This window comes from Amycolatopsis sp. AA4, assembly GCF_002796545.1.
GTDB lineage: Bacteria > Actinomycetota > Actinomycetes > Mycobacteriales > Pseudonocardiaceae > Amycolatopsis.
The window spans coordinates 4,109,532-4,134,805 of sequence record NZ_CP024894.1; the positions used below are offsets into that span (position 1 = coordinate 4,109,532).

24 protein-coding genes and 1 pseudogene are annotated in these 25,274 nt (G+C 68.3%); 13 read left to right on the plus strand and 12 right to left on the minus strand.

All coding sequences use genetic code 11. The annotated features are described in order from the left end of the window. Positions 1-16: 16 nt before the first annotated feature. Complete coding sequence (locus CU254_RS19180) at positions 17-718, minus strand: flavodoxin family protein (RefSeq protein ID WP_009078524.1); 702 nt, start codon at positions 716-718, stop codon at positions 17-19. A gap of 132 nt (positions 719-850) precedes the next feature. On the opposite strand from CU254_RS19180, the gene CU254_RS44170 reads away from it, so the two are divergent. The 3 genes from CU254_RS44170 (at position 851) to CU254_RS19195 (ending at position 3,651) form a co-directional block, all read left to right on the plus strand. Further along, positions 851-1,741 (plus strand): LysR family transcriptional regulator, encoded by an 891-nt coding sequence (locus CU254_RS44170; protein WP_009078525.1) that lies wholly within the window; start codon positions 851-853, stop codon positions 1,739-1,741. A gap of 190 nt (positions 1,742-1,931) precedes the next feature. Continuing rightward, entirely contained in the window at positions 1,932-3,053 is a 1,122-nt protein-coding gene (locus CU254_RS19190) for a hypothetical protein (protein WP_199785931.1), read from the plus strand. 109 nt (positions 3,054-3,162) lie between these two features. Next, on the plus strand, positions 3,163-3,651 hold the full coding sequence (locus tag CU254_RS19195; protein WP_037714164.1) for a DinB family protein: 489 nt from the start codon (positions 3,163-3,165) through the stop codon (positions 3,649-3,651). A gap of 118 nt (positions 3,652-3,769) precedes the next feature. On the opposite strand, the gene CU254_RS19200 is transcribed toward CU254_RS19195, so the two are convergent. The 3 genes from CU254_RS19200 to CU254_RS19210 all read right to left on the minus strand — a co-directional run bounded on the left by CU254_RS19200 (position 3,770) and on the right by CU254_RS19210 (position 6,244). Beyond that, the gene (locus CU254_RS19200; RefSeq protein ID WP_009078530.1) at positions 3,770-4,636 is read right to left on the minus strand and encodes a hypothetical protein; all 867 of its coding nucleotides are present in this window, start codon (positions 4,634-4,636) and stop codon (positions 3,770-3,772) included. A 96-nt stretch (positions 4,637-4,732) separates the two neighbouring features. Beyond that, complete coding sequence (locus tag CU254_RS19205; RefSeq protein WP_009078532.1) at positions 4,733-5,620, minus strand: alpha/beta fold hydrolase; 888 nt, start codon at positions 5,618-5,620, stop codon at positions 4,733-4,735. A 45-nt stretch (positions 5,621-5,665) separates the two neighbouring features. Next, positions 5,666-6,244, minus strand: coding sequence for a TetR/AcrR family transcriptional regulator (locus tag CU254_RS19210; protein WP_009078534.1), 579 nt, complete (start codon positions 6,242-6,244; stop codon positions 5,666-5,668). 115 nt (positions 6,245-6,359) lie between these two features. Between CU254_RS19210 and CU254_RS19215 the strand changes: the two genes are divergently transcribed. Next, entirely contained in the window at positions 6,360-7,160 is an 801-nt protein-coding gene (locus CU254_RS19215) for a pentapeptide repeat-containing protein (protein WP_037714167.1), read from the plus strand. Between the two features lie 628 nt (positions 7,161-7,788). Next, positions 7,789-8,007 (plus strand): hypothetical protein, encoded by a 219-nt coding sequence (locus tag CU254_RS19225; protein ID WP_158688047.1) that lies wholly within the window; start codon positions 7,789-7,791, stop codon positions 8,005-8,007. A 237-nt stretch (positions 8,008-8,244) separates the two neighbouring features. Here the strand turns inward: CU254_RS19225 and CU254_RS19230 are convergent, their stop codons facing one another. Then, complete coding sequence (locus CU254_RS19230) at positions 8,245-9,480, minus strand: hypothetical protein (RefSeq protein WP_009078538.1); 1,236 nt, start codon at positions 9,478-9,480, stop codon at positions 8,245-8,247. Between the two features lie 504 nt (positions 9,481-9,984). On the opposite strand from CU254_RS19230, the gene CU254_RS44175 reads away from it, so the two are divergent. The 5 genes from CU254_RS44175 (at position 9,985) to CU254_RS44975 (ending at position 15,522) form a co-directional block, all read left to right on the plus strand. Beyond that, positions 9,985-10,254 (plus strand): LGFP repeat-containing protein, encoded by a 270-nt coding sequence (locus CU254_RS44175; RefSeq protein ID WP_199785932.1) that lies wholly within the window; start codon positions 9,985-9,987, stop codon positions 10,252-10,254. A 329-nt stretch (positions 10,255-10,583) separates the two neighbouring features. Beyond that, positions 10,584-10,844 (plus strand): hypothetical protein, encoded by a 261-nt coding sequence (locus CU254_RS19240; protein ID WP_158688048.1) that lies wholly within the window; start codon positions 10,584-10,586, stop codon positions 10,842-10,844. A 112-nt stretch (positions 10,845-10,956) separates the two neighbouring features. After that, positions 10,957-11,625 (plus strand): DUF6461 domain-containing protein, encoded by a 669-nt coding sequence (locus CU254_RS19245; RefSeq protein WP_009078546.1) that lies wholly within the window; start codon positions 10,957-10,959, stop codon positions 11,623-11,625. A gap of 775 nt (positions 11,626-12,400) precedes the next feature. Continuing rightward, entirely contained in the window at positions 12,401-14,731 is a 2,331-nt protein-coding gene (locus CU254_RS19250; protein ID WP_063631956.1) for a trypsin-like serine protease, read from the plus strand. A 530-nt stretch (positions 14,732-15,261) separates the two neighbouring features. Then, complete coding sequence (locus tag CU254_RS44975) at positions 15,262-15,522, plus strand: IS3 family transposase (RefSeq protein WP_353611762.1); 261 nt, start codon at positions 15,262-15,264, stop codon at positions 15,520-15,522. Here the strand turns inward: CU254_RS44975 and CU254_RS43095 are convergent. Then, the gene (locus CU254_RS43095; protein WP_158688049.1) at positions 15,503-15,925 is read right to left on the minus strand and encodes a hypothetical protein; all 423 of its coding nucleotides are present in this window, start codon (positions 15,923-15,925) and stop codon (positions 15,503-15,505) included. The two genes, CU254_RS44975 and CU254_RS43095, sit on opposite strands and share 20 nt — an antisense overlap. Positions 15,926-16,625: 700 nt before the next feature. Between CU254_RS43095 and CU254_RS19260 the strand changes: the two genes are divergently transcribed. Then, entirely contained in the window at positions 16,626-17,009 is a 384-nt protein-coding gene (locus tag CU254_RS19260; protein ID WP_037714175.1) for a VOC family protein, read from the plus strand. A 45-nt stretch (positions 17,010-17,054) separates the two neighbouring features. Here the strand turns inward: CU254_RS19260 and CU254_RS43680 are convergent, their stop codons facing one another. Then, positions 17,055-17,246, minus strand: coding sequence for a hypothetical protein (locus CU254_RS43680; RefSeq protein WP_009078559.1), 192 nt, complete (start codon positions 17,244-17,246; stop codon positions 17,055-17,057). Further along, positions 17,243-17,395 carry a hypothetical protein gene (locus CU254_RS44980; RefSeq protein ID WP_009078560.1) on the minus strand — a complete coding sequence of 51 codons (153 nt, stop codon included), beginning with the start codon at positions 17,393-17,395 and terminating at the stop codon, positions 17,243-17,245. The genes CU254_RS43680 and CU254_RS44980 overlap by 4 nt, the downstream gene beginning before the upstream one ends. Before the next feature lie 274 nt (positions 17,396-17,669). On the opposite strand from CU254_RS44980, the pseudogene CU254_RS19270 reads away from it, so the two are divergent. Beyond that, a pseudogene (locus CU254_RS19270) lies at positions 17,670-18,879 on the plus strand (IS256 family transposase). Between the two features lie 200 nt (positions 18,880-19,079). Here CU254_RS19270 and CU254_RS44985 read toward each other — a convergent pair. The 4 genes from CU254_RS44985 to CU254_RS19290 form a co-directional block, all read right to left on the minus strand. Next, entirely contained in the window at positions 19,080-19,271 is a 192-nt protein-coding gene (locus CU254_RS44985) for a transposase (protein WP_050788220.1), read from the minus strand. 323 nt (positions 19,272-19,594) lie between these two features. Next, the gene (locus CU254_RS19280; RefSeq protein WP_009078566.1) at positions 19,595-20,899 is read right to left on the minus strand and encodes a nucleoside-diphosphate kinase; all 1,305 of its coding nucleotides are present in this window, start codon (positions 20,897-20,899) and stop codon (positions 19,595-19,597) included. Between the two features lie 63 nt (positions 20,900-20,962). Further along, a complete protein-coding gene (locus CU254_RS19285) occupies positions 20,963-22,081 on the minus strand; it encodes a hypothetical protein (RefSeq protein ID WP_037714183.1) in 1,119 nt (372 codons plus the stop codon). A gap of 1,377 nt (positions 22,082-23,458) precedes the next feature. Next, positions 23,459-23,686: a hypothetical protein gene (locus CU254_RS19290; RefSeq protein ID WP_037714185.1), complete on the minus strand. Its 228-nt coding sequence runs from the start codon at positions 23,684-23,686 to the stop codon at positions 23,459-23,461. A gap of 182 nt (positions 23,687-23,868) precedes the next feature. Between CU254_RS19290 and CU254_RS19295 the strand changes: the two genes are divergently transcribed. Next, a complete protein-coding gene (locus CU254_RS19295; protein ID WP_009078570.1) occupies positions 23,869-24,495 on the plus strand; it encodes an IS5 family transposase in 627 nt (208 codons plus the stop codon). The last annotated feature ends 779 nt before the right edge of the window (positions 24,496-25,274 follow it).

Here is a 25,274-nt window from a genome sequence, read left to right on the forward strand (position 1 = left end):
CGGACCGCGAACCGCGTCAGGCCACCGACTCCCGCAGCGAGGCGGACAGCGCGCGGGCTTCGTGCTCGGTCATCCGGCCGGTCTCGTACGGCACGCCGTTGACCCACCGCTGCGTCAGCCGGGCGATCCGCTCGCCGTACCGCTGAGCGGTGACGCGGTCGCCGAGCGATCCGGCGTCGTCCGGGCCGAGGTCGGCGTGGCTCTGGCTCATCAGCCCCAGCCACGAGCCGAGCCGGTTGACGTCGTCGCGGGTCCCGCCGCTCCAGTTGTTGCCCGGCATGTCGCCCACGCCGACCCACTGCATGCCCAACTGCGCCGCGAACACCGACAGCTGCTGCAGCACCGCCAGCTTGTCCCCGCTCTGCGACGCGGACATGGTGAACCCGCCGGCCAGTTTGTCCTTCCACGCCTGCGCCGTGAACGGCGTGAACGCGGCCTCCATGAACGCCTTGAACACCGCGGACACGCTGCCCATCAGCGTCGGGCAGCCGAGGACGATCGCGTCGGAACGGTCCAGCAGCGCCATGACCTCGCTGTCGTGCCAGCGGCCCGCGGTGACGTCCTCGGCCCGGATGTCGACGAGATGCACCCGCGCGCCCGGCACCCGCCGCGCGCCTTCGGCGACCTGCTCGGCCAGCAGGCGGGTGTGCCCGTGCACCGAATGGACGACCACGGTCACCGTGGCCTCGGGGATGCCGTCAACGGCAGTGGCTGTCATGCGAAAACTTCTTCCGGTCGTGGGGAAATCCCCTGCTTGCTCCCCATCTCATCCCGGTCGCCGGGCCCTATCAACGCCGTTCTCCCGCATCCAGCGATCGGTGCCGCCGATCGATCGGGCTAGCCTGGTCCGGTGGACAGGATCGAGCTGGAAGCGTTCGTCACGGTCGCGGAGGAACTGCATTTCGGCCGCGCCGCCGACCGGCTGCACCGCGGACAGCCGACGGTCAGCGACGCCGTCCGCCGCCTCGAGAAAACCTTGGGCGGCAAGCTGTTCCACCGCACCAGCCGCCGCGTCTCGCTGACCGATCTCGGCGAAGCGCTCCTGCCGGACGCACACGCCACCCTCGCCCAGCTGCGCCGCTTCCAGCAACGCGGCCGCGCTCTGGCCGGCGGCGGCCGCGCGCTTGCGACGCTCGTCGTCGCCCACGCCGAATACACCGCCCACCAGGTGCTGCTGCGTTGCCTGCCGCAGCTGCGGGAGCGATTCCCGGACGTCACGATCGTGCCGGAACCGATGCCGACCACCGCCCAGCTCGCCGCCCTGCGCGCGGAAACCGTCGGGCTCGGCATCGGCTGGGCGACCGGCGGGATCAACGGCGTGCGGGCGCGAGTGCTGTCCGCCGAACGGTTCGTCGCCCTGGTGCCCGCCGCGCATCCCCTCGCCGGGCACGCGGAACTGAGCGCGGCCGAACTGTCCTCGACCGCCCTGTTGACCTGGCCGCACCAGATCAACAGCGGCCTCTGCGACCGGCTCCTGTCCGCGTTCCAGATCAGCGGCGCGGACCTGCGGATCATCCGGACCGCCGACAGCGTCCAGGCGATCGCCGCTCACGTCGCCGCCGGAACGGGCATCGGGATCACCGTCGAGTCGGCACTGGACCACCAGCCGCCCGGGCTGCGGATCATTCCGCTGACCGGTCCTTCGACGACCGCCGACCAGGTCGTGCTGCTGCCCGAGCATCCGTCGGAAGTCGCGCTCGCGCTGCGGGATCTGCTGCTGACGGCTTCCGCGCCGGGCTAGAGCCGCCTCCGATGCGATTCCTGCACGACGTATGCCCGCCTGCCGCCTGACTATATGAATAATCTCAGTTATCCATATAGTCGTGCTGCAGCAACGCTCTCCGACAGTTTCTGTTTTAGATCTGATACCTCAGTTTTAAATATCGAAACTCTAACTGTAGAGTGTGGCTCACCTGCGGAAAGGGGCACTGATGGAGACGGTGGGGCCGCCGATCCGGCGCGGAAGCCGGGAGGAACGCCGGGAGGCGACCGTGCGTGCGTTGGCCGCCGGGGACGAGGCAGGGTGTGCGTACTGCGGCCAGCCGCTGCCGCCCATCCCCCGGCAAGGCGGGCGGCCGACGCCCTACTGCCCCGCCGACCCGGAGCGGTACGGCCGGTGGGGCGCGAAGGTCATCACGTGCGCGATGCTGGACGAGCAGCGCGAGATCTGGGTGACCGTCTACGGCCCCGACCAGCCGATGACCCAGCTCGACACCCAGGCCCTCGACGCGCAGCTCGGCTCGGCGCTGTCGGCGTTGGACCCCTTGCACGCGGAGCTGACCGCGCTGCGCACGCACGTCACCGACCAGACCGCGGCTGCGCTCAAGGCACGGGAAGAGGCCGAGGCTGCCCGCGACGAGGCGGTGGAACAGGCGCGGGTGGCGAACGCGGAGCGCGCGCAGGCGGTTGCCGCTGCGGAAGAGGCGCGCGAGGCAGAGGCAGCCGCCAAGAAACAGTCCGAAGTGGACCGGGCCGAGCGTGACACTGCGCTCGCAAACGCAGCGGCGGCAAGGAAAGCGCAGGAAACCGCATTGGCCGTCCGCGATGAGGCGGAGAACAACCGGCAGCGTGCGCTGGAGCAGGCGGCGGCCGCGCACGACCGGGTCACGGCGTTGCAGCGGGAGATCTCCGCGTTGCGCGCGACGGCGGTCGACGATCTGGAACAGGCCCGTCGCGACGCGGCGGAAGCACAGCAGCAACTCCGGGCCTCACTGACCGCCGAGCACGAGAACCGGACGCGGGAGCAAGAGCAGCGACTGCGCGAGCAGGCGGCGCAGGCGGACGAAAGGGTGCGGGGTGTCCAGGCGGCGGCCGATCAGCGGATCGCGGAGTCTGCGGCCCAGTTGAGCCAGGCGACCAAGGCGTACGCCGAAACTCTGGCTCCGCTGCACGCTGAGCTGGGAGAACTGCGCGCTCGCGTCGACGCGCTGCAGGCTGAACTGGACGAGTTGCACCGGCTTCGCGAGGAAGAGAAAGCGGAGCAGCCTGGTGACGCAGCCGAGTCCGACGGGGTTGTGGTTGAATACCCGCAGTCGCCGGATCTTATCGGCTGACCGTCTTCGCCTGCGGTGCCTTTCTCGGCCCGCCCAGGCGCACTTCCCCGCTGTGAATAACGGCCTCGTCCGGCCGTTCCCAGTCCTGCCCGAAGAACGGAGTGAAACCGTGCCCACCGAACGCCTCACGAACGGAACCGAACGAGCACTGCTCGAGAACACGCTCGACCGCAACCGCGAAGCGCTGGTCGAGACCCTCCGCGGCCTGTCCGAGGCCGACGCCCGCCGACGGCTCGTCGCGTCGCTCTCGACGCCGATTTCCGTGGTCAAGCACGCCGCGGCCGCGGAACGGATTTGGTTCCAACGGTTCTGGGCGGGGCTCGACGAGTCCGAATGCGACGGATACTCAAGGCGCGACGTCGGCACCTTCACCGTGACCGACGACGAAACCGTTGCCGACGTGATCGCCGAGTACGAACGCGCCAGCCAGCGGTCACGGGAGATTGCGGCGCGCTTCGACCTCGACGACACCAAGGAGTTTCCCGGCGAGGGAACCGTCAGCATGCGCTGGACGCTGCTCGCGATGATCCAGGAATTCGCCCGGCACGCGGGACACGGCGACATCCTGCGCGAGCAGATCGACCATCCGCTCCCCTGACCTGCGACAAGCCGCTGTCTGCGGCTCGGACCAGCTTCGGCTCCGCGGAAGCTGCCTCGCTCCGCGCGACCCCGAGGCGAGGCAGTTTCCGTTGAGTTGAACCAGCTTGGTCGAGAGGTCAGCCCCGTGGCAGTACTGAACGGATTTCGATCTCGCCGTCGTAGCTCAGCCAGGCCAGCCAGGCCGCCGGTGTCATCGCCTTGGCCTGGGCGATCGTCGCCTCTGGCCAGCCCTTTTCGGCGAGCCGTTCGAGCCGCTTCTGCCAGTCCTGCTGCACCTCGACGGTGAGCTTCGTCGCGGCGAGCCGCTCGGCCGTGCGGCGGAGTTCGCGCAGCACGGCGTCCGAGCGCGTTGCCGAGGAGCGAGCCACCGGTGCCGGGCGACCGCGTCGTCGTGCGAGGTCGCAGCGCACGGCCACGACGATCAGCAGCAGCACGACCACCGCCGCCATCGGACTCCACCAGCGCAGGTCCTCGCCGGTGAAGCCCCGGCGGTCGGAGGCGCCGACCACGAGGCGGTAGACGAGGATCCCAGCTGTGATCAGCGCGATGAGCACCGCTCCCAGCCCTCCGACGGCCCCGCTGCGCGCATCGGGCACGGGCATCAGCGCCACGACGACCAGGAACAGTCCCGCCGCCAAGCCAGCGACCAGCGCGATCGCGGCACTTTCCCGCGGTTCGCTGAACGCGTTCTTGCGATCGGCGGGCCCGAACTCGACGGCCAGCACCAGGGTGCCGAGAAGGCCCGCGACGACCAGCGTCGACCAGATCACGCGCCAGGCGCGGGCGGACCCGGTCGCGTGGTCCGCCGGGGTAACCGCCCGTGCAGCACGCGCGGCGAGCTGCTGCCGACGGCGCCGGTGCAGGTCGCGCGCCTCGGCGAACAGGTCGGATGCTCCCGCGCTGCGCTGGAGCGCCTGCACGGCCTCGCGTCCGACGGCGCGCACCTGCGCGTCCTCGCCGAGAAGACGAACGACAGGCTTCATGCAGCGTCCACCGCGACCTCGTCCGCGTTCCAGCGCACCGCTTTGTCCCGGGTCGTCATCAGGATCCTCCTTCCCCGTGGGGCCGAGGACAGGAAATCATGCGCGCTGCTGGTGCTTGGCGAGAAACGGCAGGAGCGCGTCGGCCATCTCGTCGGGGACTTCCTCGGCGAGGTCGTGCCCGGCGTCGAAAACGAGGCCCGTGACGTCGTGCGCGACGATCCGCATCTGGGATTCGGCGCGTTCGCCGATGAACGCCGACCCGCCGAGCGCGAGGACGGGAAGGTCGAGTTTCCGTTGTGCCGCTTGCCGATTCTGTTCGGCGTCGACGAGCATCGCCCGGTAGATAGCGAGCATCGCGCGGATGCCGCCGGGCATGGAATAGCAGCGCACGTACTCTTCGATCGCGTCCGGCGTGGCGCTGTCCGGACGACTGCGCTCGAACTTGATCATGTACGTGATCAGCTCGCGTTCGTGGCCGGCGATGAGCATTTCGGGGACGTCGGGCTGGAAGTAGAAACCCAGGTGCCACAGGTGCATGCCGCTGGCGACGTTCTCGGCGGTGAGCGCGGTGTGGTCCTCGAAGCCGAACCCGGGGAACAACGCCTCGGCGAAAACGAGCGACGTCACGCGGTCGCGGTGCCGGGCGGCAAGCTGGTAGCCGATCACCGCTCCCCAGTCCTCGCCCACGACGGCGTAGGTCTCGTGGCCGAGGGTGGCCATCAGCTCGGCGACGTCCTCGCTCATCGTCGCGGAGTCGTATCCGTCCGCGGGGCGGGCGGAATCGCCCAGACCGCGCAGGTCCGGGACGACGACCGTGTAGTGCGGCGTGAGCTTCGGGACGAGATACCGCCAGTGGTAACCGGTCTTCGGCACGCCGTGCAGCAGCACCACGGCGGGGCCGGATCCGGCGGTGCGGTAGTGCAGGCTCGTTCCGTTGACCGCGGCGCGGCCGGTACGGACCGGAGTGTTGTCGTGGTCGAACATCGTTCCCTTTCTTGATCGATCGATCCAGATTGAAGGCGGCAAAACTCAGTCGAGGACGGACAGAGCTACCTCCACGAGGAGTTCGAGGGCGCGGGCGTCCGGCGTGATCTTGGCGGTGACCAGCAGTCCATTGAGGAACGTGACCAGGAAGGCGGCCAGCGCGGGCGGGTCGTGCCGCGCTGCGATCTCGCCGCGTTCCGCCGCGACGCGCAGCACCTCGGCGATCGCTTCCTGGCTGGCGTCCTGCATGTCCCGCACCGTGCGGCGTGTCGCGGTGTCCCCCGGCAGACGTTCGCAGACGGCGTTGACCGCCAGGCAACCTCGGCCGTCGTCGGCCGCGGCGATCCGGATCCGCTCGACCAGGAGCGTCCGGATCGCGGAACGGGCGGCGGCGCCTTTTTTCAGGCCCGCCAAGGCGGTTGCCGCGAGCGTCGCTCGGTAGTGCTCGAGCGCGGCTCGGTACAGGCCGTCCTTGCCGCCGAACGCGGCATACAGCGAGCCCTGCCCGATCCCCAGGTGCTGAGTCAGGTCGCGCACGGACGTCGCCTCGTAGCCGCGCGACCAGAACAGCTCCATCGCCCGGCTCACGGCGGCCTCGGTGTCGAACTCTCGCGTGCGGACCATGACCGCATCCTAAGTCATTCTGGATCGTCCGATCAAGAAAGATCCTGACTACGCGTCGCGCGCGGTCGAGCTGCCACTACGCTGGACAGGTTCGCCCGACCCAGCTGGAGAGACCTTGCCCGACCGCCGCGCCCTGACCGCCGACTGCACGAGTTGTTTCGCACTCTGCTGCGTGGCGCTCACCTTCACCAAATCGGCTGATTTCGCCATCGACAAACGAGCCGGCGACCCGTGCCCGAACCTGCAGCACGACTACCGCTGCGGCATCCACGACCGGTTGCGCCCCAAGGGTTTCGCGGGCTGCACCGGTTACGACTGCTTCGGCGCCGGACAGCAGGTGTCGCAGGTGACCTTCGGCGGCCGGAGCTGGCGCGAGGCCCCGGAAACCCGCGAGCGGATGTTCGCCGCGCTTCCGGTGATGCGGCACCTGCACGAACTGCTCTGGTATCTCACCGAGGCGCGGTCGCTGGCCGTCACGCGCGAGATCCACGCCGACCTGGACGCGGAGATCGCCGACCTCGAACACCTCACTGCCGCAGACGCGGACGCCGTGCTCGCCGTCGACGTCCACGCCCGCCGGGCCCAGGTCAACCCGCTCCTGGTGCGCACCAGCGAACTGGTCCGAGCCGGAGCCGGGCGCAAGAAAGACCGCCGCGGCGCCGACCTGATCGGAGCGAAACTGGCCGGAGCGGACCTTCGCAGCACGAACCTCCGCGGCGCGTACCTGATCGCAGCCAACCTCCAGGGCGCGGACCTGCGCCGCGCCGACCTGATCGGAGCGGATCTGCGCGACGCCGACGTCCGCGGCGCCGACTTCACCGACAGCATTTTCCTTACCCAGTCCCAGGTCAACGCCGCCCGAGGCGACGCGGCAACCACCCTGCCGCCGCGGCTGGCCCGCCCCGAACACTGGTGATCAGCGCGGCCGGGTAGACCCGACGACGACTAGACCCGACGACGACCCCGCCGAGCCGCGCGATCCAGCTGCCGCACACACAACGCACGTAGTCGGCCCGGCTGCCTGCCGACGCGGGAACGACGGCGGAGGCGGGCAGTTCGGCCAGGGGCCAGCCACAGCGAGGGCAACGGTTTTCTTCCATGGCCGCCATCGTGCGGTAATGGTTCAGTGCAGTTCAACCCTTACGTATTTTCCCGCGCAACGGAGCGTCGGAGACCTGCCCGGGAGCCGAACCCGGCAAGCCGTGCCGCCGACCGTCGTCGCGCGCCGTGGTGTCGAACCACGTTGGCGGGGCTTATGAGGCTCCGCTGGTTGCCGAGCCGCGCGCGGGAACCGTCCGATGAGGACGGAAATCAGGGGGCGATGAGTGCGGCGAGGACATCCCCGGCAGAGACGGCCCGGCCTGTCGTGTGCTGATAGCGCCGCACGAGGTCTCGGTGGCGGACTCGCTGCCCCAGTCGCCGTTCGGCGGCGTTTGTGTTCGGCATCGGGGCTGTCGCTGCTGGCGAACGTCGGGGCGGTCCTGGCGCGAGCACCGCTGCAGGTGGTAGTCGCGGCGTGTCCGCCGGCGGCGTTGTTTTATGCGGTGGAGTTGCTGAACCGGGCATTGAAACAGCAGTCTGCCGGGACAGCGGCCCCTGACGAGGCCGAGGCGTCCTTCGACGGTTGCGAGACCGGGACTGTCTCGGTGGCAGTACCGGCGGGCTCGAGCGGCCTCGACAGCGAACGCGCGTTGACCGCGGAGCAACGAAGGCGGACCCACGACGTCGAGCAGGTCGTCTGGGTCGTTCTCCGTGCGGGCTGAACAGGACAGGCCGCCGGCACGCACAACTACCGACGTCGCGTCCTCCGCGAATGGAAGCGATCCGGCCGCACGAAAAGGCAACTGCTGCCGGCAAGCACCGCGCAGGTCGTCACCGGGACGAGGCGAAGGGCGCGGGCCTCGCAGCTGACGGCCGCACACGCCAGAGCGCGCGGGGAAACATAGCTCCGGACAGCTGTGGCGACCTGCGGGAGACAGTTTGTCGCCCGCCGCTTCTCGCTATTCGATCGCTTTGTCCAGCAGTGCCAGAACGCCCAGCACCAGCGCGATGACGATGACCGACCACACCCCCGCCACCCAGTCGACTGGCAGGCCGGCCGCCGCGATCCACGGCCCGGACTCGACGTAGGCGAGCACCCCCAGCCCCACGCCGGCGACGAAACTGAGCGCTTGCCCGGCCCACCCCACCGGCGTCACCGGGCCGCCCCGCAATTCCGAGACCACCTGCGCAACGAAGAAGCCGACCAGCAGAGCACCGCCCGCGCAGAACCAGTCCAACCCGGCCGGGAACCGCGCACGATCCTGCGCGAGCCCGACGACCGCGAGCACGGCCAGCACCACTATTCCGGCCAGCACCACGGCTCCGGTCGCCTTGCCCCAGGCGCGCATGGGTGCGTCGGCCCACTCGCGCGGCTGGTTTTTGGTCGGGGTCGACAGCCATTTCCGGAGCCGTCGCCGAAGCGTCCGCTCGGCATCCCACGCCGCTGCACCTGCGTCCAGAAACGCCAGCGCCCCGGCCGCAGACGGCCGCGACGACCAGTCGAGCAGCCGTCGCAACAGCTCCGCCAGCAGCGGGCTCACGTCGGGCGCGACCCACTTCGTCGCGTACGCGTTGTACAGCTCGCCCGTCACCGCCCAATAGAGCGTCGCCCCGACGGAATACAGGTCGTAGGTGGCCTTCGGCGGGCCGCTGTGCGAATGCGGCGTGGTGAATCCCTTGCTGTCCGGCCCGTTTCCGGTCCGGACGCCGACGCCGACCAGCCGCACCGCGCCGTCTTCACCGAGCAGCACCTTGTGCGGACGGATCTCGTTGTGCGCCAGCCCGGCGTCGTGGACGGCCACAAGAACCGCCAGCAGCACGCGAGCGATTTCCTCGGCGCGCGCGGAGCTGATCGGCCCGTGCTCGCGTACGTGCTCGTCAAGCGTCCGCTCCCGCGCCGGCGCCACCACGATCCACCGCACGTCGCCCTCGATCACCAGGTCCCGCACCGCGACGATCCCCGGGTGCGCAGGCAGTCCGGTCGCCGCCCGCGCGGTTTCCTCGACCCCCCGCAGGTGCGCGTAGTCCGCTTCCGGCAGCGTGTCCGGATCGGACGTGACGGCGATCAGGTCGACCTCGGCGTCGAGCTTCTTGTCCCAGCCGCGCCACACCGGCCCCAGCCCGCTCGCGGTGGACCGCTCCACCAGCAAATACCGTTGCCCGACAACCTGTCCGGAGTCCCCAGCCCGCCTCACCGGCTAAGTCTAAGCAACCGACCCAAGAACACATGCACCGCGCACCACCGACATTCGCCACGGCGGATCAGCTGGTGCCGAGAGCGGCGCATGCAGGTGCCGACAGCCCACGAAGCGGAAACGGCATCCCGACAACCCGCTGACGACCGCCGGGCGGGCCGACGGCCGGGGATCGCCGACGGCCAGGGATCGCCGCTGTCCGACGCCGCTTCGCCGGCATGCGTCCCCGCCGCTGGCCTCGCGACGTCTTTCTGGAGCCGTTCCCGAAAAGACACAGCTTCTCGTGCGTGTCGGGCACTGACGCCCCAGCACCTGAGCCTCCTCGCTCTACGAGGCCCTGACGTTCGGCAGACCCGTACAGCCCTGCTTCAGGTTGTGCCCTCGTGCCCTTGCCTGACCGGCAGCGCAATGAGTGCGCGACGAACGACCTCATTCCACCGAGGACAATGCCGCCCAGAGCGCAGCGGCACTGAGGGGCGTCGCACCCTTTAACACCGTGCGGGAGTGACCATCGCGTGTCGGTTCCTTGTGGCCCGAGACCCAGTCTCTGAAGTCGTCGCGGCTGCCTTCGCCGTTGGCCGGGCGGTGCCGTCGATCCAGTTCGTGCAGGGCTCGATCCGGCAACCCTGGCGGCAGAACGGTTGGGAACAAGGCCGCTTCGGCTTCCCCACAACCGACGAACAACCCACCAGCACCGGCTGGACCCAGCGCTTCCAGCACGGCATCATCACCTGGAACCGCGGCGCGACCGCTCCCGTCCTCATTGCCTCCTGACGGCCCACACCTTCATCCCGCGGGCAGTCCGGCAAGCCGTTCGGGTGCCCGTGCCGGGCCAGCGACGCGATGAACTGCCACACCGCCGGGCCCGCACGCCGCGCTCCGGCCCGAAACAGCTTCGCGCCGACCCGCTTGCCAACCCGCACGCCACGCCCGTTCGGAAAGCTGGTGCCGGCGTTCGGCCACCGGCAACGTCGAGCGCGTGGAAATTCGCGAGATCAGGATCCGACTGCCGCTCGGCGTGCCGCCGGCCCACTACTCGGTCGCCCGCGAAGAACGTAGGAATGCGGGCTAAGATGTGCAATTCCTTCAGGCCGGACGAGGACATGAAGGTCAAGCTGGCACCGTTCGGGACACGTGATTCGTGCGACGAGTATCCGCTCTTCGCGAGCTACGAGAACACCGCTCATCCCGACAGCAGCATCTCCGACGGAAGCGAGTGCGCTCAATTGACGGCGGTCCAGGCCCCGAACCCGGTCAACGACCTGCCCGCCGACTGGAAAGAGGTCGCCGAGCCGGGTTCGCCGACCGGCAGTGAACTCTGCGTACGCCCGCGCATACCTGCGAAACTGCGCTTCAGCGTCTGAGGCCCGCTCAGCATGCTGGTCCAGACCAACAGCTAGGTGGACAAAGATTCCTTCGGGGTTGCGGTCGGCCCATATTCACTTCCTCGAAACCTGTCCACGCGAAGGAACTGCGATGAACGAGAAGTCGCCCGTCGATGAGCGCTACCGGTCTGATCCGAACTGGGCGTGGCTGGCCTCCCCCACAGGCGTCGTCCTCGGCGGCGGCGCTCTGACCTTCGTGCGGCACATGAGCGTCGACGACGTCTTCCGCAAATTCGACATCGACCCCGCCTCGGCGACGACGATGACCGCGCAACAGGCATTGACCGACCCGCTGCTGCAGACAGCCGGATTCGACATCGGCCCGCAATGGCTTCGCGTCGCCGAGTCCGGCGAGTGGACAGTCGCCGTGGAATACCGTCAGCAGAAAGCCCACCTCGACGGCATCGCCGGTTGCCTGGCACAGGACACCGACGTCGTCATGTTTGCCGGGAACGAGTTCGATCCGGCGGAGGTCCAGTACCTGTCGCACGGGGAGTTCGTCTTCGCGTTCGGGTGCGGCGCTCCCTACGACTCCCGCGCCGGGACCCGGCCCCAGATGTTCGACGACGAGATGTTCGACGCCGGTCTCATCGACTTCCCTTCGCGCGCGCCGATCGGCGACAGCGTGATCGCGATGGCGGTGATCCTTTCGCGGCACCTCGGGTTCGCCCTGACACCGGAAACAGTCACCGGCCCGCTCCCGACCGCGTATCGCATGCACAGCTACACGCCGCCCCCGCCCGGCCCGAAGACCGCCTGAGACCGGCCTTATCCCGGAGAGGACGACATGGCAGACGACGAACCACGCGCGCAACAGCTCGCCGAGCCCGGCCACTCCGCACCACTCTCGCGCGACGGCCGCGCCCTCGACCTCGCTGCGGTCACGCCGGCCGTTCCGCCGCATCGCCGGGGCCGGCGCGGCCGTCGGCGGGATCGCCTTCGGGGCAGGAGAACCGGCTCCGCCGCAGGCAATGCGCCCGACGCGCGGGATGGTGCTGGCGGTCGCGCGGGCGGGAGCGGTGTTCCCGGTCGAGTTCCTCCAGCTACGACGGCGAACAAGCACCCGCGGTCAACCGGGCGACCGGGCCGCGGCTCGACGCCGCGCGCGCCCGCACGAGCCCGGAGCGGGTCGCGCGGGCGCGCCTCACAGTGGGGATCTTCTCGGCTCGGCCGCGGATCTGAGCGCGCAGCAGGAACTGCATGATCAGCGCAGCCGGACAGGCATTGCCTGGCCCGGCAAGAAGCGCCGACGATGTCCTGATTCCGTGCGAGCGCGCTGATGATCAGACCACAGAAACATAATCTTGTACCAAAAGCGCGCCAGCACAGGCGGGAACACGTCCGTGCGTGCGTGCTCCCGCCTGCGACATTCTCCTGCGCGGAACGGGAAAACGGGAATGGACACGTGACTCCCAGCGGGGCGATCGATCCTGTAGCAGACCTGTTACGCGGTGATGAGACCGGCATGACAGGGGCCGGGCTAGATCGGAGTCATGAGAATTGGCATTCGATATGTTGCCCTGGGAGCGGCGGCGATGGCTGTGGCGGGTGCCGCGGCGTTGTGCGGCGCCGCACCGGCGTCGGCTATTGTCGGCGGCTCCGAATCCGCGCGTCCGTACTCGTTTCTCACGTCGTTTCAGCTGCTGATGCCGAGCGGCAAAGAGCGCCGGACGGATTCCCTGCACAAGTGCACGGCGGCGCTCGTGGCGCCGCAATGGGTGCTGACCGCCGCTCATTGCCTGTTCAACGGCGGTGCTCCGGAGGACGTGCTGGCGGGCTCGCCGCAGGGCTGGAAGGTCCGCGTCGGGTCGCTGGACACCAATACCGGAGGCGAGCTGGCCGCGGTCGACAAGTACTACACGCGTGGCCTGCCCAGCGAGCCGTACAAAGACGTGGCGTTGCTGCATCTGGCGAGTGCGGTGCGGGCGGAGCCGGCGCCGCTGGCCGCCGCGGAGCCGGCGGTCGGCACGCCCGTGCGCATCGCCGGATGGGGATCCACCTGCGCCGGCGGCGACGACCGGGTGCCGCAGTGCTACCCGAGCCGCCTGCGCGAAGCGGACACGACCGTGCAGCCCGGTTCGGCGTGCGACGCGCCGGACCTTCGGCCGGGCGACGGGAAGCTGTGCGTCGGCAGTCCCGACGGGAGCGTCCGGCCCTCGGACATGGACTCCGGCGGCCCGCTGCTCGTCCGCCAGGGCGGCCAGTGGGCAGTGGCCGGGACGGTCAGCAGCGGCAACGCCGACCGCGCGTCGTTCTACACCGACACGTTCCCGCATCTGGCGTGGATCAAGGGCATCGTCAACGGCACGGACGTGCCGCCGGACCCGCCCGCCCCGAACAGGGAAGGCGCGATCAACCTGGCCGGCTGCAACGGCTCGGTGGTGCGCGCGCCCGGAGGGCGGGCAGAAGACCCGGCGCTGCTGCTGACGAACGGCCACTGCGTGCCGACCTCCCCTCCGGCCGCGGAGGGAAAGCGCATCTTCGAGAAGGACGGACAGCGGGGACTTGACGAATACCGGCGCGAGCAGCTGCCCGCGCCCGGCGCGGCGCTGGTCGACCGCCCCGCCGACCGTTCCCTGGTCATCTCCGACCGCCAGGGCTACCCTGTGGCGCCCGCCCGGGCGAACCGGCTGGTGTACGCGACGATGACCGGCACCGACGTCGCGCTCTACCGCTTGGACAAGACTTATGCCCAGGTGAGCGCACTGGGCGGGAAAGTGTTCGACCTGTCGACTGCACCGATGCGCGCCGGAGACCGGCTCACCCTCGCCACCATCTCGGCCCGCACCGACTGCGCGGCCGCGGCCGTCGTGCCGACGCTGCGCGAAGGCGGCTATCAGCAGGCCGATTCCGTACGGTACGACACCTGCAAATCCTCCCACGGCGATTCCGGTGCCCCGCTGCTGGCCCCGGACGGCCACACTGTCGTCGGGGTCAACAACACCCACAACGACGACGGCGTCGCTCCCAACTCCCCCGGCGGGACCAAGACCGCGGCCACACCGTGCAGCGACAACAACCCTTGTGAAGTCGGGCCGGACGGGACCGTCACCTCACGCGCGGGCGCCAGCTACGGCCAGCAGGTCAACGGGCTCGCCGCGTGCCTGACTGCCGGGTCGAAACTCGACCTGAGCAAGCCCGGCTGCGCGGTTACCGGAGCCGGGGTTGCGGTCACCTCCCCGGCCCAGGGCACGACAGTCCAGCCCGGCGCCGCGGTGACCGGTCACGCCGCGGCCGGCGCACGCGTGAACGTGGCCGTGGACGGCGCCCCGGCCAGCGAAGCCGTGGCCTCCCCGGACGGCTCGTGGCGCACCACCCTCCCGCTCGACCTGGCGCCGGGCCGGCACCGCCTCACCGCGACCGTCGCCGGACCAGCCGGACAGCAGACCCGAACGTCGAAACCCGTCGAGTTCACGCTGACACCCGCGGGAGCCTCCGCCCTGAAAGCCGAGCAGACCTTCGTGCCCGACGCCGAAGCGGGCACCCAGGCCGTGCTCACCGTCTCCTTCGCCGCACCCAGCGGCATGCCGGTCTCCACCGACGCAGAGCAACGGTTCGTCGCACCCGCGGGCTTTCGGTTCACCGGCGTCGCGACACACATCCTCGACACCGGCGGCGCGGGGAGCGACCTGCGAGCCCGCGTCGACGACGAAGGCCGCGTGCTGGTCGTCACCGACCCGATTCGCCTGAACCTCGGCGGAACCAACACCGGCCGCATCGACCACCGCACCCTGCAAATGACGGTGACCGCGGACAAAACCGCCGTCGGCACCCACGCTGACGGCCGCGTCACCGTCGGACGCGACGTGTCCGCCCCGCTGTCCGGGAAGGTCCACACCAAGGAACCAGGGGCCGCCCAAGGATGACACCCCGCACCGGGCGGCCGGGCCGCGAGCGCAGCCCGGCCGCCCGGTCCCAGAAGACAGACTGGACCGGGGATCTTGCTACCGCTCGCTGGGAACAATGGCCGGAAGTCCTCCCTTGAAAATCTTCTGAATAGAGACATCCGACTGTTTCAGAGCGAATTCGAGGCAGCCAGTAGTGGCCGGGCTGCTCGTAGCGCACGGACCGAGCGACGCCGACGCGGCCGCCGCTGCGACGGCAATGCCCGCCACGGTCTTCTTCACGGCATTTGTGACAGAACTCCTCCACAGAAACGGAACCGGACAACGGGGCCTCAGCGTCCGCCCGACCGCGGGCACCGCCGCCACGGCCACTCCCGACCGAGTCGCACCTCCCCGGTTTTCCCTCGATCGAGTGGACCGCCGCCCCGGCCACTCGCCTGTCAAGCCCCTTTCGCCCGGCCCGAAACGGGCCCCGGGGACAGGAGCGGACAGTACCGGGCTGAAGAACCCTCACCTGCGACTCGACCCGCCTACATCACCGAACCCGGTCGATGACCAGCGCAGCGCGACGGGGACACAACGTCTTCAAACTGCCCTCGCCGCACCGCCGACAAGCGCCGCGTCAAACGCCCGGATCAGCCGTGCACCCGACTTCGGAGATCGGCAACTCCATCCCGTCGGTCGATGTTTGCCTGCGGCGGCACAACGCGGACAGGATCCAGGAACGATTGAAGGGCATGACTCCGACAGGGTATCGGAGTCATGCCCTTCAACCAGGTGAACCCTCTCTGCTCAACCTTCGTACGGGTTAGGATCCCACGCATAATCAAACCTGACTACCTTCGGATCCTGCCCGGATTCGTACCCATTGAAAATTTCGTTAAAATCGATCTGCTCTCCCGCGTCCAGCGTCGTCCGGCGGGTCAGCGTTTGAGTGGCTGGCCCCGGAGACGAGACCTGGACGTAGAAGGTGAAGACATAGGTTCCCGACTCTCGGGCAATAATGTTGATTTCATGATTTTCGTTGTCAATTTGGCAGTAGACGGCATCTGCGTACTGCGGGTTCTGCGGAATTGGCGGCATGGGGTCGCCACCTCGCAGGCAGGACAGAGATGATCCGGCGGAAGCCGGGGACGCTGCCAACGTCACGGACAGGGTACCGGCAGCAGCAGCGATGAGTGCTCCTGCGATGTATCGGCGAGTCGATGTTTTCAAGATGTCACCTGCTATCTAGGGGAGGTTTCCGGAACAGGACCGCACCGGAAACCTCAGCGGCCGAGAGATTCACCTTGTCGTTCACCGAATGGGCCACAGCGGCCCGCGATCTTTATGACCCTCCGAGTCCACTCGATAACGTCGCGTCACGCAACCCCCGAACGCGGGTAAAGATGCGACAACGAAACTTGTTCAATAACTCATCTCAGTCGAGTGATATATTCATTTCAGGAAGGCGATTGATCTTCGACCAGCCTCAGGCGGGGCAGTCTTGGCGAATGACCGAAGTTGTGGCGGTGGTCCGCCGGCAGGCTCGTCGATCGGGGCGACGGTGATCTGGTGCCCCGACCGTCCGATGGCGCGGTGTCCGAGCCGGGAATGATTGCGTTGGCGTGATGTGACCGCGGATGTTCGTGAGAGGTGACCGCACTCGTCGCGAGATGGGTGGGCATGGTCAGGGTCCGAGCAGCGGTCAGGACTTGCGGATCGGTTCCTTGGCACCGGCAGCCCTGGCAGTGGTCTTCAAGCTGCTCGAGTCCGGCCAGGGACTCTGGCGGGCGATAACCGGCGCTCACCTCGTTGTGCGGTCCGCCCAGGATCCTGCTTTGAGAGCGGCGCGCTGGTCGGGCGCAAGGGGGCCGTCGCTGCCCGATCACACCCTCGTGCCCGGCAGACGCGGGTCATCAGGCAGGATGCCGGAATGAAGTCTCGGACTGATGGCATGTGGTGGGGAACGGCGATCGAGGCACCGGACCCCGGCAGGCTGGCGAGGTTCTATGCCGAGCTGCTCGGCTGGCACGTCGGACACGAGGAGCCGGGAACGGCCGTCGTCGCCGCTTCACCGCAAGGACCCTTCTTCGTGTTCCAGCAGGCGGCGGACTATCGGGCTCCGGTCTGGCCCCCGGCCGACGGGGATCAGCGTCCGATGATGCACTTCGACTTCCAGGTGGGCGACCTGGACTCGGCGGTCGCCGAGGCGGTCGCCCTGGGGGCCACGATCGCGGAGGTCCAGCCGCAGGAGAACGTCCGCGTGCTCTTCGACCCCGCCGGCCACCCCTTCTGCCTCTGCTACGACGCGGGATGACCGGCTGGATCGCACGTCACGCGATCCACAACTGGTGACAGCCGCTTAGGGGTCGCGGGGCAAGCGGCTGTCGTCGACGGGTGATTCGGGGTCGTAGCGCAGCTGGGCGTAGTCGGGGCTGGTGCCGAGGGCGTGGGCGAACTCGTGCCAGGTGTGTCCGTTGGTGCGTGCGTCGGGTATCAGTTGCGGTAGCCAGCGCTGTGTCCGCTGGGTGAGGATGACGATCGGTGCGCTCATGGTGAGGTCGTCGCCGAGCCAGAGTCCGTGGCGTTGGCGAGGTTGGTGACGGCGGCGTCGATCGGTTCGCAGGTGTCGTCGCCGCCGCGGTTCTTCAGGTCGATCGGAACGTTCATCCAGAACTTCGCGCCCTCGCCGCCGACGCTCATCGGCCGCGTAGGAGGGCCGGTTTGTGACCAGCCCTTCGCGAACCATGACGTCTATGGAATCGATGAACCCTGCCGCGCAGAGCGGTCGGTTGGCCCAGTCCTGCATCTTGGCGACGACTTTGGGCCGTGTCATGACAACCGTGTAAGCCGCGGATGTACCAAGATCGGGTCGCTGACGGCGACCAGGAAGGCTGCATCTGTGACCGAGAACACATCTGACCGGGATGCGGGTTCCGCAGCCGGCGAGGCCCTCGCCCGCGCGTTGCCGCCGGAAATGCTTGACGCGCTGGTGAAAGACGCGTACGCGAACGGCGGGGCGCTGGGTGCGCAAGAACTGCTGAATCAGATGACCAAGGCGGTGCTGGAGCGGGCGCTGGACGCCGAAATGACCCATCATCTCGGATACGAGAAGGGGGATCCTGCCGGGAACGGGTCCGGAAATCCCCGGAACGGCAGGTCACCGAAAACCGTGTCAACCTCTCATGGGCCGGTCGAACTGGCGGTGCCGCGTGACCGGAACGGCGTGTCCGAACCGGCGATTGTGCGCGAAACGCGCACGTCGGCTGGGTAATATCGACGAGGCGATCCTGTCGCTGTATTCGCGCGGCATGACCACCCGGGACATCGAATCCCATTTGCGTGAAGTATATGGTGTGAACGTGTCCCGGGAATTGATCTCCAACGTGACCGAAGTGGTGACCGACGAGATCGCGTTGTGGCAATCCCGGCCCCTGGACGAGATGTACCCGATTCTCTATGTCGACGGCCTGCGCCTGCGGGTCAAGGACAAGGGCGTGGTCACCTCCAAGGTCGCCTACCTGGCCGTCGGCGTGGACGTGGAGGGCCGCAAACACGCCCTCGGGCTCTGGATCGCCGACGCCGAAGCGGCGAAATTCTGGGCCAAGGTCGTCGCCGACCTGCGCAACCGGGGCGTGAAGGACGTACTGATCGCCTGCTGCGACGGCTTGACCGGGCTGCCCGACGCGATCCGCGGCGTGTTTCCCGACACCGTGGTCCAAACGTGTGTCGTGCACGTGATCCGCAACGCCATGCGTTTCATTTCCTATGGCGACCGGAAGAAAGTCACGGCAAAAATGCGTGAGATCTACACCGCGCCGACACTCGAGGCGGCCGAGATCGCGCTCAAGACCTTCGACAAAGAGTTCGCGAAGCAATACCCGGCCGCTGTCCAGGTATGGCGACACGCCTGGAACGACTTCACCCCATTCCTCGACTATCCGCCCGAACTCCGCAAGATCGTCTACACGACAAATCTAATCGAGAACATCAACTTCCAGCTCCGGAAAATCACCAAGAACCGCGGCCATTTCGACAGCGACACTGCCGCAACAAAACTGCTCTACCTCGGACTCCGCAACATCACCAGCAACCGAGGCGGACCATCGGGAACCGGAACCCGAGGCTGGAAACAAGCACTCAACACCCTCGCCGCACTCTTCCCAGACCGCCTGCCACTCCACTAGAATAACGAAAGAAATCATCCGTGGCTTACACGGAAATCATGACAGAGCCCGACTTTGTCGGTAATCCGCGATCTCGTCTCCTTGCTGACCGGCGCCCCGTATATCTCATCGAGAGGCGCCGAGATCTCCCAGTGGTCATCCCTTTCGCGTATAGCGACAGCACGATTTCGTCCACGTCGGCAGCCGGCGCTGCCGCTTCTTCACGATCTGCGGCGAGAACATGCTTCCCGGCCCCGCGGCGCCTCGACTTGAACCTCGCTGGCCGCATCCGAGAGCACGGTCTTCAATCGCGTGCCGTTCCGCACATTCGCCGAGTCCCAGCCCGGATTCGCCTGATTCTTCTCGTGACCGAGATGCTCGGTCGTTTCCTCGTTCAGCGCCGTTTCCAGCACGTCCTCGGTGAAGAATCTTCAGCAGGCCGTCCGGGTCGGTCAACGCCAGCCCACGCGCCTTGGCCTCGGCCACCATCGCCGCGGCGGCCCGCTCCGGCGACGCCTGCTGCGCTGGCTTCTCGTGACGCTTGGATGGACTCACAAGCTCCGATTTCGTTCACAGTGCCCATCCCGCCGGGCGCGCCGGCTTCCGGCTCGAACGCGACACAGGCAGGCAGGGTTATCGATTTCACTGAAAGTGCGTCGAGTTTTAGAATGTTGTTCTATAATCCGCAGGGAATCTAACCCAGCAGCTTCGCATCGGTCTCGGTGACCGCATGCATTCACTGGCCAATCAGCAGGACACCGTCCCCTTCCGTCCAGCTTGCGATATTGACCCGGTCAACCAATCGAGGGATGCCAGCCAGGTCGTGTTCGACATATTCGCTGCCGATGAGGAGGGCGTCCCAGCCTTGCGCGTCGAGGCCTGCGTCGGCGAGGTCGCCGGTGAACCGACGCCAGTCCAGCTTCTCGCTGCCTGCGCGCACGTTGTGCAGCACGGACAGTGCTTCCGGATCGGTGACGCGTTGGGTCACGCGGTTCCAGGCGGCCGCGAGGTCCAAGTCGTGCTGATCGGCTCCAGCGTAGAGTTCCTGGATGTGCGCGGCCAGGAACTCTACGGCGTCGTCCGAAACCGGTTCCGCCATTGTGGCGTAGAGCTCGCGTGCACGCGAACCGAGCAGCACCGCCGCTTCGCGGACGAGGTCGATCGGTTCGTCCGGCGTATGCACGAGCACGACTAACCGGGTTTGAGCGCCCAGAACAGTGCGGAGATGGCGTTCGTTCCGCTTCGCCGGATTCGACCGGCCTTTGAGGTCAGTGAGACGCATGCTGGCCGGAATGGTCGGTGCCGGAGTTGTGTCCCTGAGCAACACCAGCAGCGAGTCGCCCTTTCCGCACACCAGGTCGGCGATGTCGCGACTGTCTTGAGTGGCTATGTTGGACTGATAATGCCAGATTCCGGCGGTCTGCTCGACGCCGAAGTGGAACCGGATCGCGTGAATCGGGTCGAAACCGTGGCTCCGCACGTATTCGACGCAGCGCTGCGCGGTCCGTCCCGCGATGCAGTCAGGCTGAATCACGAGCACGGCGTGACGTTGCACGAATCGGCTCGCGTCGAGGCCAAGCACGTCGTAGGCGCCAGCCAGGCCCGCGCCTAACCACTCGTCGTCTGCATAGGCGCGCAATTTCTCCCGATCGGCGGTGAGGGAACGCCACTGCTCGCCTTGCAGCAATTCGTGAGCCGGTGCTGGGTTCAAGTATTTCTCTCCGGTCAACGCAGACCGATCGGCGGTCTGGGAGAGTCCGGGCGCCGATCGTCTCCGCCGGCGTCCGCGGGTGCCGGGCGCGGGGCCAACACGACGGTCACGCTCACCGGCTGGCCCGGCGCGGTTGTGCCGCTCACCGCAGTACCGGGCGCACCAATACGCCCCTCGCCGGCTGGCTCCGCCCACGTTCGCGCCCGGGGCCAGCCCGTCCTGGTCGGTCCCGGCGGGGGTGGTGGTGCCGAGCGCCGCTGCGGCGACGGCCGCTGCGGTGCTGTCATGACGCTCCTGATCGTGGTGAACGGCTTCCGGTGCGCTGAGCACCGTGGGCCGGCCCGAGACGACCGGGGACGGCCCACGGCCAGATCAGCGTGCGGCGAGGCGCGGCTAGGGCCGCGGCTTCATCAGCTTCGGGTATTCCTTCCGGAACTTCTCGATCATCGTCGCGGACGGAACGATCCTGTTCGGGTTGTCTTGCGTGAGGGCTTGCCGCTCGCCCCACGCAGCCGCGGCCTTGCGCTGCTCAGGAGTGCCGTGGCTGTGCTTGCAGTCGCCGGTGGAAGCGCTCAGGTAGGCGAACTCCTGCTGCGCGCGGGCGTCCCACGCCGCGCCCTTGGCATGCGCGAGGAAATAGCCCGCGTAGGCGTCCGGGCCCAGTTCCCCGGCCTCGCCGTCCGGCCAGTTGTCGTGCGCGAAATCGACCTGATGCCCGTACTCGTGCCCCACGATCCCTTCCACCGTCACGTCGCCGAAGCCGCCCCGGCCGTCCAGGTCGAGCAGGCCGTCGCCCAGCAGGACGCGCTTGCCGCCCGGACTGTCGGGCAGCAGCGCGAACGCGTTGGCCGACAGCAACGGGTTCCGTCCGCCCTGCAAGGCCGGCACCTCGTGCACCACCTTGCTCGCCAGCGCGCCCGCCGCCGCGGCCCGCGCCGGGGCGAAGGCACGTGCGAACGTCTCGGTCATCTTCTCCGGGCTGGCCGCGTCAGTGCCCTTGTACGCCACCAGCTGAATGTTCCAGCTCTCGATGTCCCAGAACCCGCGCAGCTTGTCGATCGCGGCCGCGGCACGGGCCGTGTACTGGCCGTCGGTGCCGAAGACCTGCGGGCTCTTGTCGTTCGCGACAACCGACGCGTACAGGTAATCGAGACCGCCGATGAGGTCCACCGCTTGCTGTTCCAGCTTCGTGAGCGGCGCCCTCAGCTTGTCGACCTCGGAAAACAGCGACCCGGGGGTGCAACCCGGAATGACGCCCGGCTTGGCTCCGGGTTCGCGACCGGACCCGAAAACCGGCGACTCGACCAGCGGCTTGCTCTCGCTCAGCACGTTCAGGAGTCCCGGCACCTGCACGAGATCCTCGTATTCCCGCCACAGCTGCGCGATGTCCTTCTCCACCGACGAAGGCTTCGGCGCGGCTGCGGCCGCCGGGACGGCCGTAGCCGCCGCGGCCGCTACCAGAACGCCGACCGCGACAAAAGTCCTGCCGAGAGCTCGGGATCGTTGTGACACGAGATACCTCTCCTCCGGTTCACTTGCGCGAAGCCGCGAACTTAAGTCAATTTCCGCTCGGAGAACAGGTACGTGAACTGAAAACCCCAGCATCGAGCCAGAACTTTCGTAGCGAACCGGACCGCCGCGTTCCGCCACTTCCGGAACACGATCGAATAGTCAAGCATTCCCACGAAAATTATGCGAAAATTATTGTTCGCGGGTTCGCCTCCCCACGGGCCGGCTCCGTCCAGGCACAGTCAGAGGGCGGAACGGAACGACTGCGGAAGTCCCTGCGCGCTCAATAACATTCACGGTGCGTCGGCGAGCAAGAAACCGATCTGGTCGCCAACCGCGTCCACGGCCTTCCCGACGCTGCCTCCAGACCCAGGAGCGACCACCGGAATTCCGCCCGCAGCACCGACCTCACCCGCACAACGAAGACGAAGAGCCACAGCACGGCGGCACTCCTCACTCTGCCTGAGCCGCGTCGACGAACCGGTCGTACAGCACCTGGGGCGGACCCCGGTCCGGTGCCTCGATTCAGCATCGACAGAACGCGCATCTTCAGCCAGACAACGAAAGCGGAGTCAAGGCTGACCCGGTCCCGCAGCCAGGACCTGACTACGATCCCGAATCCGCCGACGACGTCGGCCGCGTTCCACGAGACCGGCGGGACCGAGTCACACCGCGGCAAGCCGACCTGCTCCCGGCGGCTCGTGCCCTCGCATTCTCGCTGCCCTTAGCGCGACCCGCCCGGCATCGCGCGGGCGGCCTCGACGCCGTTGGTGCGGGCGGCCGCACCGGCGGAGGACCGGCCGGGGACGCCCTGACCCGCCAAGGACAAATGCGCTAGCCGGCGCAGGTGGTCAAGGGATCGAAGGTCGCCGGAACAATGCCGCGGGCGGTGCCCTTCCCGCACCGGATCGGGGCCTGGCAGGCGGCGTCGGTTCTCCGTGGCAGTGTTCGAGGGACTGCTCTTCCCGAGTGGTGTCGGCGGGGCGCTGGTCGCATGCGTGCGACCGGACAGAGCGGAAGCGCCGCAGTCGGGCGAGAAAAGTCCGGGTGCGCAACGACATGTGGAACGACTCGTCGAACTGCACGCGCGAGTTCGACGGGGCGCTCCGCCTCGGCGTCATGTGATGCCGCCGGCATCGCCAGGACCGACCGATATCCGCGGCTGCCGCCGCGATCCGTCCCGTACTGAGCAGGAGCGAAGGGAAGGGCTTATGCCGGTGTGCCAGACGGTGCCGACGGCGGCCGGGACGCTGTTCGGAGTGCCCGGCGCCTGGTGGCAGGCCGAGTGCTCAAGAGCCGGGCGGACACTGCTGCGCGGCCAACGAGGTGATCCGCGGCACTGGCCCGTGCCGGTGCCGCGGATCACCTCGTGAGCATTGATCAGCAGTTGGTGGTGCCGGCGGTGTTGTTGGTGGTGATCACGCAGGTGTTGCCGCCGCCGGATCCGGCGTTGATGACACCGTTGTTGACCCCGACGGTGATCTTGTCGCCGCTGCTAGCACCTCCGTTGAGGGTGGCGGTCCCGCCGCGGGTGGCGCCGTTGGTGTCGACGGCGATGGTGTTAGTGGCGCCGGTGAAGGCGACGGTCGCGCCGTCGGCGTTACGCACGCCACTCGCCCCCTCAGGGGCACCGAGGCCTCCGGCTGCGCCGGTGGCGGTGATGGTGGCGTTGCTGGGGGTGGCCCTGGTGAAGGTGCCGCCGTTGCCGTCGCCGCCGCGACCACCTGTTCCTCTGATGCCACCGCCGACAAAGCCGCCGGCGGAGCCGCCGAGACCGCCGTGGGCGACGATTGTGGGGGGGGGGCCTCGACGGTATCGGTGTTGCCGTCGCCGTCGCCGTCGCCGACCACATCGACGCCCTCGCCACCGCACTGCGCGATCAGGTCCGAGTGCGGGCCGGTCGCCGTCCGCTGCCCACCGCCGCGATCATCGACGCCCAGACCGTACGCGGGGCCGACACCGTGCCCGCCGCCAGCGCGGGCTACGACGCCGGGAAGAAAACCAAAGGCCGCAAACGACACATCGCCACCGACACCTTCGGCTTGCTCCTCGCCGTCGTGGTGACAGCCGCCTCGACCCAAGACCGCGACGGCGCCCACCTGCTGCTGGCGGCACTGCGCGCCCGCTTCGGCGCCATCGCCCACGTCTGGGCCGACGGCGGCTACAGCGGACGCCTGGTCGCCTGGGCCAAGCAGGTCCTTTCCCTCACCGTCGAGATCGTCAAACGCACCGACGACACCACCGGATTCGTCGTACTGCCCCGCAGATGGGTCGTCGAGCGAACCTTCGGATGGATCACCAAACACCGCCGCTGCGTCCGCGACTACGAGACACTCCCCGAACACCACGAAACCATGGTCTACATCGCCATGATCATGACCATGTCCCGACGACTCGCCCGCAACACAGACCAGTGAAATCAGTTCTCAGACGCCCTCTGAGGCTCGCGACGCAGGCACTCGTCAAGCGCTCCTGGTCAGGGGCCGGTCACCCCACTGCCGGGATACGGCACCGGCACGAACCGCCGTTCTGACAGCCGCAGCGACACCCGGGAGCACACCCGCAGAGGGCCGAGCCCACCGGCCAGACGACCACGTGCTCGGGCACGCAACACGGACGCACCGCGGGCTTGCCTCGAACCCGCTCTTCGAAAGCCGCGAGCACCGAGCCCACCAGATCCGGGCACGGCAGGGCGAGCCGGACCCGCAGCCGGCGGGTCAATCTCGCCGTCCGTTCCGCGATGTCGCGGCACGCAGGGCACTGGGACAGGTGGTGTCCGGCGGCGGCTTCCTCGGCGGGCGACGCCTGCGCGTCCGCCATCGCGGACACGGCCTCCCGGCAGCGGTGGCACTCCACATCGGAGAGAGTCGGGCCGGACGCGGCGGCGGTTCCCGGGAACTTTCCGGGTTCGCGGCCGACTACTGGAGCGCGGGGGCATCCGGCAGCGGACAGGGCCGTGAACCGGTGCCCGCGTCCAGGGCCGGCGGCCTGCCGGGGGTTCGCTCCTGAGGCCACCGCGGCACCGCCGGCCCGCGGGTGCCAGCACGGTTGCCCAGCACCCCGGGCTTGCGGTCGGGAACCAGGACCGGGCTGGTCCACGCTCGCGTCTGTCCGCTCCTGATGTCGTCCGTGGTCTACACCGCGCGGGCAGCCGGGCACCCGCTGCCCGCGGAAGGCGGCGATGCGCCATGGGGCG